This is a genomic window from Candidatus Binatia bacterium (assembly GCA_026415395.1).
GTDB lineage: Bacteria > Desulfobacterota > Binatia > HRBIN30 > HRBIN30 > HRBIN30.
In genome coordinates, this window is the sequence record JAOAHD010000015.1 from 24,852 (window position 1) to 36,773 (window position 11,922).

At 62.3% G+C, this 11,922-nt stretch carries 9 protein-coding genes and 1 pseudogene; 1 reads left to right on the top strand and 9 read right to left on the bottom strand.

The annotated features are described in order from the left end of the window. Positions 1-103: 103 nt before the first annotated feature. Complete coding sequence (locus tag N3C12_11620; GenBank protein ID MCX8073084.1) at positions 104-2,218, bottom strand: DUF2075 domain-containing protein; 2,115 nt, start codon at positions 2,216-2,218, stop codon at positions 104-106. Between the two features lie 362 nt (positions 2,219-2,580). Here N3C12_11620 and N3C12_11625 point away from each other — a divergent pair, with 362 nt between their 5' ends. Then, positions 2,581-3,927 (top strand): endo-1,4-beta-xylanase, encoded by a 1,347-nt coding sequence (locus N3C12_11625; protein MCX8073085.1) that lies wholly within the window; start codon positions 2,581-2,583, stop codon positions 3,925-3,927. Between the two features lie 116 nt (positions 3,928-4,043). Here the strand turns inward: N3C12_11625 and N3C12_11630 are convergent, their stop codons facing one another. The 8 genes and pseudogenes from N3C12_11630 to N3C12_11665 all read right to left on the bottom strand — a co-directional run bounded on the left by N3C12_11630 (position 4,044) and on the right by N3C12_11665 (position 11,912). Further along, positions 4,044-5,345 (bottom strand): heterodisulfide reductase-related iron-sulfur binding cluster, encoded by a 1,302-nt coding sequence (locus N3C12_11630; GenBank protein MCX8073086.1) that lies wholly within the window; start codon positions 5,343-5,345, stop codon positions 4,044-4,046. Continuing rightward, positions 5,342-6,631: an FAD-binding oxidoreductase gene (locus N3C12_11635; GenBank protein MCX8073087.1), complete on the bottom strand. Its 1,290-nt coding sequence runs from the start codon at positions 6,629-6,631 to the stop codon at positions 5,342-5,344. Before N3C12_11635 ends, N3C12_11630 begins: the two co-directional genes overlap by 4 nt. Before the next feature lie 10 nt (positions 6,632-6,641). After that, positions 6,642-8,069 (bottom strand): FAD-binding protein, encoded by a 1,428-nt coding sequence (locus N3C12_11640; GenBank protein MCX8073088.1) that lies wholly within the window; start codon positions 8,067-8,069, stop codon positions 6,642-6,644. A gap of 288 nt (positions 8,070-8,357) precedes the next feature. Further along, positions 8,358-8,756, bottom strand: coding sequence for a molecular chaperone TorD family protein (locus tag N3C12_11645; protein MCX8073089.1), 399 nt, complete (start codon positions 8,754-8,756; stop codon positions 8,358-8,360). After that, positions 8,757-8,951 (bottom strand): hypothetical protein, encoded by a 195-nt coding sequence (locus tag N3C12_11650; GenBank protein ID MCX8073090.1) that lies wholly within the window; start codon positions 8,949-8,951, stop codon positions 8,757-8,759. Further along, positions 8,948-9,568, bottom strand: a complete 621-nt coding sequence (locus N3C12_11655) for an ethylbenzene dehydrogenase-related protein (GenBank protein MCX8073091.1) — start codon at positions 9,566-9,568, stop codon at positions 8,948-8,950. The genes N3C12_11650 and N3C12_11655 overlap by 4 nt, the downstream gene beginning before the upstream one ends. A 519-nt stretch (positions 9,569-10,087) precedes the next feature. Further along, positions 10,088-10,981, bottom strand: a pseudogene (locus N3C12_11660) (dehydrogenase). A 10-nt stretch (positions 10,982-10,991) separates the two neighbouring features. Further along, complete coding sequence (locus N3C12_11665; GenBank protein ID MCX8073092.1) at positions 10,992-11,912, bottom strand: hypothetical protein; 921 nt, start codon at positions 11,910-11,912, stop codon at positions 10,992-10,994. Positions 11,913-11,922: the final 10 nt, after the last annotated feature.

Below are 11,922 nucleotides of genomic sequence, written 5' to 3' on the forward strand. Positions count from 1 at the left end.
ACTGAATCCTCTCTGGTTGCCTGGTCGTGGGATCCGGCCCGCGCAGAGCGCACGGGGCTGGTTTACAGCGCGAGAATCCCCGTCGAGGTGCAGCCTCCCGGTTTCATTGCAAGCACGCCTCAAAGTAGCGACGGGTCTCCGCATCCTCGAACCACAAGTACACCCCATAGATCCCACGCGTGAGGAGAATGCGGTAACCCTGTAACAGCGCAGAGCGGAGCTGGTCGAGTGCAGGTTGATTCCGCCGCCGTGCCAAGCTCAGGCTACGGCTCAAACCAGTTTCGTGGACATGGTTTAAATCCACGCTCCAGCCTCCGCTACGAAATTTTACGTCGCCCAGCCACAAGACACCGACCCAGTCGAAGTCGAAGCCACGGACAGCATAGGGGCAACCCACCTCACACAATGGGTCTTCGTGAATCGGAGAGCCCGGTGGCCCCTGAACAAACCACGTGTAATCGCGCGTGGCCTGCGGTACGTAATTCCAAATCTTCGTCCAAACGTGCCGTCTCCCTGCGCGCTCATACGGGATGACAAAATCCTGCTGGTGAGGCGGCAGGCGATGCGGATGCGGGTTGTCGCGTGTTTTCCATTCCCGCGCGTAGCTAGCCAGCAAGCGAACCGAGCGGTGGTGTTGTTGTCGCGTTCGAAGCGCTTCTTCCATTTCCGCCGGGTCATCGAACACGCGGAAATCCAAGGCTAGACGCCAGCGAGAAGCTAGACGCCGCGCCTCAGCCGGATCGCCTCCCCTAAGCACCAATTCGAGCCAATCGACATAGTCCTTCGATCCACCACAGCGGAACTGCGCGTCTTCCAAACTCAGGCGAGTTACCGAGGCTCCGAGTTCTCTCGCCCACCGTTCCAGGTCGGGAATCGAGGTATTCTCCCGGTCACGGAACCCTTGTGAGGGATCCAAAAGAAAGATGGCCACCTTCGAACAGCGAATGATGTGATATCCGAGCGGACCCAGGGTTGGGGCGAATCCGAATTGCCCGCGCCCAGCGACCTGCTCGGGGTTGATGAGCGCGTGCGCTTCGTCAACGATGGACACGGCGTACTGCTCATCGCGTGCGCCGTCTTGAAAAGGCACCCCTAAATTGCGCAGATGCTCCAGGTTTTCTCGCCATTTTTCCGCCGATTTTAAAAACCCTTCGCCGTACCGCCGGCGCTGCCGCCCCACTTCAGTCGTCGAGAGAGGCACAAAGCTGCTCGCAGCTTTCACCACTCCTGAAGCTGCGCTCACTCCGGTCGCCCGCCGCAACAGAGCACGCCAATTCGTCGTTTGGCTCGTCGAGGTAGTCACTAAAACTACTTCACCTTCCCGCCAACGTTCTTGCAAAAACGTGGCCCACAGCTTTGCTGCAATGACTGACTTCCCCGACCCGGGCGGGCCCTCGATGATGATCACCCGCTTTGTCCCCGGCCTGTTGCCAGTGATCAGAGCTTCTTGCACCACGGCGCGCGTGCGGATGAAGGCATACTGTTGTTTGTCCAACAACACGAGCGGAGCGGCGTTGGCGCTCAGGAGCTGTTCCGCCATGGCAGCTACAAAAGACCGCACCTGACGATATGTCCCCTGGACAAAGTCAATCGCAAACTGTTCGGAAGGAGTCGTCAGCATTCCGCGCAAAAAACCAACGAATTCCGAGGCGCGCGGGTACGGAGCCACCGCAAAGCATGGAAACTCACGCACCAACCTATCGTTCGGGGCGCTCTGGTAGATCGGATTGACGTAATCCTCCTCGGTGAAGAGAACGCAGCCGGAGACGGATGCCTCATACTGTTGAACTGCGGAGTGAAAAGAGCGGCAGTACTCCACGTAGCCTCGAACTTGCTCGGACGGGTGTAGGCAAAGGTTCCCTCGATGCAGCACGAGCCCGGGCGCAGGCCCTGGTCGGTCGCCCCAGGTTGACCAATCCTTTAACTCGACAATAACCGCCTGCGGCGTTTCACGCTTCCCCAGTAGAACAGCATCGCACCAAGCCGAAGCTGCAGGCAATCGATACTCGAGCGTGACCGCAGTTGTCCCAGGGAAGAACACATGTATCCCGCCGAGCTCTGGTTCCCCACGTAGGATCCCAGCGAGTTTCGGGAGCGACTGCTCCCAAGCCCGACGTTCCTCGGGGCCCTCCCTCCCAGTGCGCTCTTGCAGCTCGCTCACAAGGCTGGGCAAGTCGCGCTGGACTTTTTCGCAGAATTCCATCACCGAAAACAGCATTTCGCTCCCCCCTCCCCATCTTTCGAACTAACCTGGAGATCCCTCTCCGCTGGGTCCTGCACCACTCCAGTATAGCCAGCAAGCAAAACATGCAATTTCCGGGCGCGCAGCCATTTCTCCCTAAGCGAGCGAAGACACTGTCCTTCCTCGCTACTGCCTGAGAATACCTACCGGCACCAGTGCTTTTGGCCCGGCACACCGGTCGCGGTTATCGGTCAACATGATGCGGCCTAGCGTCGCACGGGTCCCGATATTGCGACCGAAGCCAATAAACACAGCGTCCTCATCTCACCTCCGTTGGGCATCGCGCGAACGAGAGGATTTCCATTGATGGGAAGGGCGTGCTAGCGGCTGAGTGAGTCATGCCCAGGAAGTCCTTCGGAGCGCACCGCTGCTGCACGTTCATCGCCACCGTGTGCATTTGCATATTCGCCTGCGGCGCGGACAGTGATCCTCCGGCGCTCGACGCCGCCACACGACTGGGGGAGACAATCGCCGTCAATACCCACTATGGCACGCGCGGCTCCGTCGACCGCGCGGCGCTGGCGCTGCTCCGCCGCGCCGGTGTGAAAATCCTCCGCAATGATCTCGATTGGGCACTGATTGAGCGCGAGCCCGGCAACTACGATTTTTCCGAGGCGGACGAATTGGTAGAGGCGGCGACGGCCGAGCAACTGCGGGTTTGGTTCATCCTCGCCTATGGCAATCGCTTGTACGGTCCCGACCGGGCGGTGTTGACCGATGAGGGACGTCGCGCCTTCGCAGCCTACGCGGGCGCGGCCGCCGCGCGCTATCGGGGCCGGCATTTTTTCTGGGAGATCTGGAACGAGCCTAACCTGCCAACGTTTTGGCGGGGTGAAGGCCGTGGACCAGATCCGGCAGCCTACGCCAGTTTAATCGCCGCTACTGTTCCTGCGGTCCGCCAGGCGGATCCGACTGCCACGGTGATTGGAGGAGCCGTGTTCGCAGGGTTTCCCGATGCGGTCGCGTTGCTCGGCGGCATCCCGCACTTGGATTTCCTGGATGGGATTTTCGCTCTCAGCGTCCTCCCGCTGCTGGATGGCATCAGTGCGCATTTTTACCGAGCTGGGCCTCCAGAATCGGTTGCTGACGAGATTGCTGGGATCCGCCAGCTTATGTCGCCTCACGATCTCCAACGTCCGGTGTACAGCGGGGAGTGGGGTTACAGTACGTACGATCCCTCCGCACCGGCGACGGGCTTCAACTTCCTGCCCGCAGTCTCACTCGACCAGCAAGCCACGTCCGCTGCCCGGATGCTGTTGTACAACTTCTACCTCGGCGTCCCCGTGAGCGTGTGGTTCAAGGACCGCGACGACGCAAACCCTTCGCCCGGGAATATCGAGCACCATTGGGGCCTGCTTTTCAGCGATCTTACTCCCAAGCCAGCCTACTACGCGGTCTCGACCCTGAGCCGCCTGCTGGGAGAGGGCACGGTGGAGCAACTGCGTTCATTTGGCCAAGGCACGTACATGCTCACGTTCGATACGCCACGAGGGAAGGTGTCCGCGCTCTGGTCGGTGCAACGAGCACGCTGGCGGATCAACCTCGCGAGTTCTGCCACGCGAATCGTGTCCCGCGATGGAGAGGGCATCGACACTCTGTCACTCGCTGAACGCGGAGTCGAAACCGGTCCGTCCAGTGGTCCCTTTTACATCGTCGGAGCGGCAACCGTAGAACTTAGTGAGTAGCCCGCTGGCTAGTGGCACGCGCTACCCGCGCATCCCTGCTCGATTGCTCATGCAGGCAGAACTACCGCTTCGCTGCAATCGGCCAGATTTACGCGTCCGCACTCGGGGCGAGGCGGCTACCCTTTGCTGACGCCCTTTCGGTCGGCCCCGGTACCCTCGATCTCCGTGACGCCGCGATATGCGGCGGCGAGGATCTCCACCGGATGGAGCACTGGAATCTCGCTGCCTACCCGCCGCAAGGCCGCGCGAATTTGCAGCGCGCACCCCGGATTGGCCACCGCCACAACCTCCGCACCGCTGGCCACAAGATGGCGCGCTTTCCGCGCACCAAGCTGCCGCGCCAGCCTCGGCTCGAGCAAGTTGTAAGACCCCGCGCTGCCGCAGCAAACGTCCGCTTCTTCGAGCGGGACAACCTCTACGCCCGCAAGCCGGAGGAGTGCCATCGGTTCCTCGCGAATCCCTTGCGCATGCGCCAGATGGCAAGCATGGTGGTACGCCACCTTCCAACCCAACGGTCGGGGTGCGCGTGGCAGATCCAAGCGAGCGAGAAACTCCGTCGCGTCGCACACGAGCCCGGCAAACTGCTGCGCCGCGCTGACCTGACTCCCATCGACCCAATGCGCCGCGCTGCGCAGGAAAGCCCCACAGCCTGCGGCGGTGACCAGAATGGCCTCTACTGGCTCTTGGAACGCCGCCAGGTTGCGGCTGAAAAATTGCCGAGCCAGTACGGCCTCGCCTTGATGGGCGGCAAGGGCACCGCAACAACCTTGCGCTGGCGGAATCACGACCTCGCATCCCCACTGCACCAACAAATCCACCAGAGCGAACTCCACCTGAGGAAACAGCACCCGAGCGACGCAGCCGCGGAACACGGCCACACGGTGTCTCCTCGCTCCGCGAGCCGACAACAAAGCTGATGGGCTCCGGTCCGGCAAACGCTCGCGCCCCGGAACCAGTTCCGCCAACGGGAGCCTGCGTACCAGCTTGCCCAAACCGCAAGCATCAGCCAGGCGCAGCGGCCACAACAGGATGGCCAAGCGCCGGGGGTAGGGGAACACTTCCAGAATCAGCCGCCGTTGCCACCGCTGCCACCAGCGCCGGGGATAAGCTCTCTCGATGGCGATGCGCGCGCCTTCGATCAGCTCGCGGTAGCGCACCCCCGACGGGCAGGCACTCTCGCAGCCGAGGCACCCGAGGCAGCGATCGAGGTGACGCACCGACTCCGCACTCAAAGCCAGTCGGCCTTCAATTAAATCGCGCAACAGGTGAATCCGGCCGCGCGGCGAGTCTGCTTCGTCCCCGAGCTCCAGGTAGGTCGGGCATGCGGGCAAACACAAGCCGCAGTGCACGCACTCGAGCAGGCGCGACAGCGGAACGTGCTCCTGCAGAGTTTGCGCCAGCACGTGGTCGTCCGTCACCAATGCCCCCAGTAGCGACCCGGGCTCAGGACCCCGCGAGGGTCGAGCGTTTCCTTGACCCGCCGCGACAAAAACAAATGCGGAAGCTCTGGCGCGCTCCACTGCGCACCCGCTGGCCAAATATCGGGGACGAGCCAGCCCCGCGCGCTGGTGCAGATTTCTCCCAAAACGAGCGACAGCCGGGCGACGCCCCGCTCGTAGTTCTGGTCGAAGCGCAGGTACACGGTGCCGCGCTGCGGGAGGGTGCACACGCTCGCTCCGGCTTGCTCGAGTTCGGCGGCTGCGCCTCCCACAACTGCGAGAGCTGCTCCTGGCGGCAGCGCAAGACGCAACCCCGCCGTCCAACGGCCCCGAGGCGGCACCAAGGGAAAGTCCCGCACCGCGCGCAACATCTTCTGAGCTGGGGCTTCCGTAACCACCGGCAAGGCGTACCCGATGCACGTCGATAAGCGAGCGCGCGCACTCTCCACTTCTTCCGGTGCGCCTGCATATCCTACGAGCACTCCAATACCACCGTTGTCGAGCTGCCCGCCAGCAAGTTGCAACACCGCCAGCCGCGTGGGTTCGGGCAGATCCGCAGCGCAAGCTCCGGCACGATCCAACGCCTCGGATAACGAGCTGCACTCGACCCACCACGTCGCTGAGGCAAGCGGCTGTGGGAGGACCTTCCACGTCGCTTGCGTAACCACGCCAAGCGTCCCCCACGAACCAGTGAGCAAGCGCATCAAATCGTAGCCAGCCACATTTTTCACCACACGCCCGCCCGCATGCACAAGCGCGCCCTCACCGCTCGCGAAGGTGATCCCCAACAAGAGATCACGGGCCGAAAGCCGAGCACAGTGCGTCAGTGCCACCACCGCACTCGCGACCACGCCACCTACGGTGCTCTGCGCTGGCAAGGCAATGTCGTTGAGCAACCACTGCCGACGGGGTGCAAGCAACCTTGCCAGCGTCTCCAATGTGCACCCTGCTTGCACGGTGACCGTGAGGTCGTCCGGCTCGTAAGCCAACACCCGGTTCATGCGGCCCATCGCTAAGGCAACGTCGTATCGCCACGGGGCCGGCATTTGTTGCTGCCGCGCACCCTCCCCCCACGGCACGACGGCCGCCCCGAGCTCCGCACACACTTGCAGCGCTCCTACCACCTCCTCTTCGGAGTTCGGTACCACCACAACTTCCGGCACCCGGCCACCGAGAGCAAAACGATGGCGGAAGGCTGAGTCGGCAGATAACGCGTCCGCTGGCAGGCGTGCAACCAATTCACGAAACAGCTCCTGCTTTGCCACCCCGTGCCCCTCACATCGGTGCCTGGCGGCGTGGAGTCTTCACTTCTACGCAGCCGCCAGGGCTGGGAAAAATCTTCCCGGGATTGCACCGCTCTTCTGGGTCGAAGACCCGCCGCAGCTTGTGCATGACAAGCAAATCGTGTGGTGTGAACAACAGAGGCATTTGTTCGATCTTCTCCACGCCAATCCCGTGCTCCCCAGTGATGCTGCCCCCAAGCTCCACGCACGCTTGCAAAATTTCACGCCCTGCCGCCAGCACCCGCTCGACCTCGTCGGGGTTGCGCTCATCGAACAGCAGGATGGGGTGAATGTTGCCGTCGCCGGCGTGGAACACGTTGCCAATGCGCAGGCGGTAGCGCGCCGCGATGTCGCTGATGCGCTGCAAAATTTCAGGCAGGCGGGTGCGGGGCACCACACCATCTTGGGTGCAGTAGTTGGGAGCGAGCCGGCCCACGGCCCCGAACGCACGCTTGCGGCTCTTCCACAGTTCGGCTCGTTCGCGCTCGCTCTGCGCGGTGCGGATCGCATTGGCACCTGCCTCGCCGCAAAGCCGCGCCACGACTTCCGCATCCGCGCGCACGCTGGCAGGGTGGCCATCCAATTCCACGATCAACACCGCACCCGCATCTGCGGGAAAACCAAAGCCATAAGCTTGCTCCACCGCTTGCACGATCAGCCCATCCATCATCTCCAGAGCGGCGGGGACAATCCCTGCCGCGATGATTGCGGACACGGCGTTGGTTGCAGCTGCCACGCTCGGGAAGACCGCCAAAGCCGTGTGCCAACTTTGCGGGTTGCTAACCAGACGCAGAATCGCGCGCGTTACCAACCCGCACGTGCCTTCGCTCCCAACGACGAAGCCCCGCAGATCGTAGCCGGGGACATCATCGGCCCATCCACCAAGCCAGACCGGCTGACCATCCGGCAGTACGAGCTCTAGGCCAAGCACATGGTTCGTGGTCACACCGTACTTGAGCGTGTGCGGTCCGCCCGAGTTCTCGGCAATGTTGCCACCGATGGAACACGCCGCTTGACTGGATGGATCCGGGGCGTAGTGCAAGCCGTGGTCCGCCACGGCACGGCTGACATCCAGATTCGCCACACCCGCTTCTACCATCACCCGCCGATTCAACACGTCGATTTCCAGCACGCGCCGCATGCGGCCAGTTCCCACCATCACCGGAGCGTCCACCGGCAAGCAACCTCCACTGAGGCCGGTGCCTGCCCCGCGCGGTACAAAGCGCACTCCAGCGCGATGGAGTGCGCGCACCACAGCACACGCCTCCGCTGTCGAACCGGGAAGTACGACCAGTTCCGGCACCGCGCGTTCCAGGGTGTAACCGTCGCATTCGTACACCTTGCGGGCGGCGTACGGCTCCACCAAGCCATCAGGCCCAACGATGTTCCACAAGGCCTCGCGCAAGCGCGACCACACCATGCTCGAGCCCTAAACCGACGATCACCGCAACACAAGGCTCGCCGGCGACGCATGCGTCGCCCCTACGCTAGGCGTTCCGCGGCGTGCCAAGAACGGCAAAGCGCGTGGTGCCGGACGCTATTAGCTACTGGCAAAAGGGCACACCACGAAATCCGCTTCCACGGCGCTGGGTGGGCCCACCTCCGCTTTTTGGCTTAATTCAACGCCCAAGCGCTCGCATTCCACTTGGCTCCATTGGCGCAACAGGCGAGCAACCAAGCGGCAAAATTCTTCGGTCGCCGTGCTTTCTTAGGCACGCGCAAACGGTAAGACGAAACGCCCCACGTGGTCGCACCAAAACGAACGCAGGGCAGCATGCACCACTTCCGCACCTTGCTGCTCTCCGGTAGCCGCAGCGTAAGCCAGTTTGAGCGCGAGAAAGGCTGAGAACTCGAGCTCGGCGGCGATGCGGTCCTCGGTGTCGCTGAGGGCGCTTCCAAGCTGCACGCCAAAGGCAGCATAGAAGCCGGCAATATCAGCGATGAGCGCTGGTCGCCCCGAAACGGCTTGCTGCGTCCACGAACCCTCGCGCGGTGAGCACGGCGATGTGCGATCGAATACCCGCAAGTACTCAGCTACCAGCACAGGTGTCTCCGATGCTTCCGCGCTTGCTCCCACGGCTTGCAACAGCTCGCAGAGCTCCGCCATTCATGCAGAAAGGCTCCAGGCCAAACGACGCACGTCCGCTAACGTCTCCTTGCTCGGGTATACCAACGCTGTCGCCAGAAGCCGGTAAACCGCCGCTCGCTGTAGGTGGTGCTGCACTGTTTGCTCGAGCTCATCTTTGCTCGCCGACCCGCACACGGTCGGTCCAAAGATGGCAGTCTGCGTTGCTGCACTCATGGCTTCTGCCCTTGAGTTTTGCTCGTCGCACCTGTGTCCGCGCTGCCAATCCCCAGCGGCACCCAGGTCGACCACGACTTGCGCGAGCCGACTTCTCGATTTCCGCCTTCCCACACGGCAACGGCAACAACGGTGCGGTCGCCGCGTACCAAGCGCGGGCCCGCCAGGTCATCCGAGATCAACGGACGCGCAATCACGACCGACCAGCGTCCGTCCTTCCACACACCGCGACCAACCGCGTATTGATCGGGCTTCACGGTCATCGTACCCCAGCCTTCTGCCATTTGATCCAACACCGGCGAGGCAGCCGCGCGGGAAATCGGATTTTCCACGCCCAGAGCGCCGGTGTACGCGCGGGCATCAGCAGCCGCGAGCACCTGATCAGGATATACGTCTGCCCAAGCGTTCGGGTACAAGTCCCGCACCGTCGGTGGCCCATCATCGATGTCGTGCTGAAAGGCCGCCCGCCACTGAATAATGTTCACGCGCCCACCAGGATTGCCCATCATTGGCGAAGTCGCCGGCCCATGCGGGTCCACCGGAAGCTCCACCGCCACCTGGTCACCGAAGTTGTGGAGCACGATGCGGTCCGACTTGGTCGGATCCGACCACTCCATGGAAAGGCAATCCAGGCGGTATTGTGGGCCGCACGCACCCGCAACTGCCGCACTGCGGCGTAGGGCTCTTGCGGCACGAGGATGGTTTGCGGGAGCATTCTCACCTCCAGCTCCGGGGCGCTGCGCCAAAATGGGGCCTCCGGGTCGGTCATGGGTCCCGTTCCCGACAGGGTCACCGCCACTAATTCGACCGGCTGTTGGCTCCAAGCAGCCTCAGGACTCAGCAACGAAATGATCAAACCCAGATACCTGCACCGGGCAAGCTTCATGGCTGCCTCCTCCCGCTCAGGTGATGTTGGTGCGGTATGCCTCGTGCTGACGATCGTAGACATCGCGCACGAGCACAGGTTCATGGAGGGGCACGCGCACGAGCTCTTTTTACGTCTCGCCGTATAGCCGATGGCCCAGTCGCCATCGACGCGGAAGTAATGGATGATTTGCGGCGTTGCGCCAAACAGCGTCAACGCTCCTAACAGCTTTTTGTCCTCTTCACCTTACGGTAAAGGGCAATGGCGTCCTCGACCCCCAGCCAAACATCTGCCGCAAGAATGCGGGCGGCACGTGTACAGGCGGAATGTAATAAGTGTTGGGCTCGAGGCCGAACTGCGGGTACAGCGGCAGTGCGAGCTTGCGGAGAAAGACGAGGTAATCGATGGGATTATCTTCGTCGGGTGCGTCGTGCTTGCCGAGGAAGCCTTGGAGGCGAATCTTGCCGATGCAGGCGATAGTACATTGCGTTTGCCGGCCTTGTTCTACGGCAGGGTAACAGCCGATGCATTTCTCGCTGACGCGCGTGACCGCGTTGAAATACGTCTTCTTGTATGGACAACCACGCACACATTCGCGGTACCCGCGGCAGCGGCTTTGGTCGAGAAGAACGATGCCGTCTTCGGGCCGCTTGTAAATCGACTGCCGCGGGCAAGCTGCCAAACACGCCGGATACGTACAATGGTTGCAAATGCGGGGGAGGTAAAACATCCACTGCATGTGCGGGAGTTGCAGGTGGGCCCCTTGCGGCATGGTGCCGGCGCAATCGTCCTCGCCGATGTTCGGGTGAGCGTAGTCGATGTCTTCGGGCAAGTAACCGAGAATCACCTCACCGGTGGGTGCCGCATCGAACAAGGTCTTTCCGGTGTATACAGGGCCGGTCATGTCTTGCAGGCCCAGAGACTCGAGAATGCGCACATCCCAGCCGAGCGGGTAGTAGCCGTACGGCTTGGTTTCCACGTTGTTCCAGTACATGTACTCCTGGTCGCGGCCAGGGGTCCATGTCATCTTGCAGGCCACCGTACAGGTTTGGCAAGCGATGCACTTTTTGGTGTCGAACGCCATCGCGAACTGCCGCTGCGGCCGGTGGCCCTCGAAGGGGTAGTCCATTTCCCGGCCAATTTGCCAATTGAATACCTTCGCCATAGCCGCCTCCTCAGGCTTTCCGCACGGTAACGAAACCGCCGCGGAGGTACTGCTGCAGGGCCGGACCTTCGTTGGTGGGGCGCAGGCCTAAGGCAACCGGCCGCCATAGCCCCTTGGCTCCGAGGCCACCATCTTCGGCTTTCGTGATCTTACACATCGCTTCGCGAGGCTCACCGGTGACACAGTGAACGTCCGCTTGGAACCCTTTGGTCACCTTGTGGCCGAAGAGCTTCCGTGTGATCAACGAGTTCGTTTGGTGTGTGGGCTTTAACCACGAACGGGTGAGCGACTGGTGCGAGCCGTAACGGAAGAAGGACTGGTAGTTCGTCTCCGGGTTGTTCGCTAAACCGTCCGGCCGCGTTTCGTGGCCTTTGACCGACCCGGGTGTGGCCATGCAGCCGTTATGCCACATCCGCGTGATTCCCCGGGGTGTGCCCGGATAGTAGCGGGCACGGCACAGCAGCCGCGCCACATGGTACTCCGCTTCGCGTCCAGACTGATTCCACCCGCGGAAAGGGTTGTCGGCTGGGTCTCTGTCGACCCAAACATAGTCGCCATCGTTGATCCCGAGTTCCCGGGCATCTTCAGGGTTGATGTCAATGTATGCCTCGCCCACATGCGGCGAGCGTTGATCGCGCCGGTACATGTCGCCGAACGGACCGAAAAAGTTCGACATCAAGTCCGTGTCGATCGCCGTGGTGTGCGAGCCGTGCCGATACTTCGGCGTGTGGAACACATAGCGAAAGCCGAGCGGCACGTTGGGGTGCTGCGTTTGTAAGAGCTCTTCGGGGGCAACCACGACGTTGCGGCCTTGCCGCGCTGACCAGTCGCGCCGACCCCGATCGAAGCCATAGTCTTCGGGGGTCTTCGGCCGGATCGCAGGATGCGCCCGGGCAACGATGACATTGGGGTCGTAAAATGTGGAATCCACTGGCTCCCGG

Bases quoted from the DNA above. Each gene is read 5' to 3' on its own strand.
- N3C12_11620 (MCX8073084.1), bottom strand. From the start codon at position 2,218: ATGCTGTTTTCGGTGATGGAATTCTGCGAAAAAGTCCAGCGCGACTTG.
- N3C12_11625 (MCX8073085.1), top strand. From the start codon at position 2,581: ATGCCCAGGAAGTCCTTCGGAGCGCACCGCTGCTGCACGTTCATCGCC.
- N3C12_11640 (MCX8073088.1), bottom strand. From the start codon at position 8,069: ATGGTGTGGTCGCGCTTGCGCGAGGCCTTGTGGAACATCGTTGGGCCT.
- N3C12_11645 (MCX8073089.1), bottom strand. From the start codon at position 8,756: ATGGCGGAGCTCTGCGAGCTGTTGCAAGCCGTGGGAGCAAGCGCGGAA.
- N3C12_11650 (MCX8073090.1), bottom strand. From the start codon at position 8,951: ATGAGTGCAGCAACGCAGACTGCCATCTTTGGACCGACCGTGTGCGGG.
- N3C12_11655 (MCX8073091.1), bottom strand. From the start codon at position 9,568: ATGGAGTGGTCGGATCCGACCAAGTCGGACCGCATCGTGCTCCACAAC.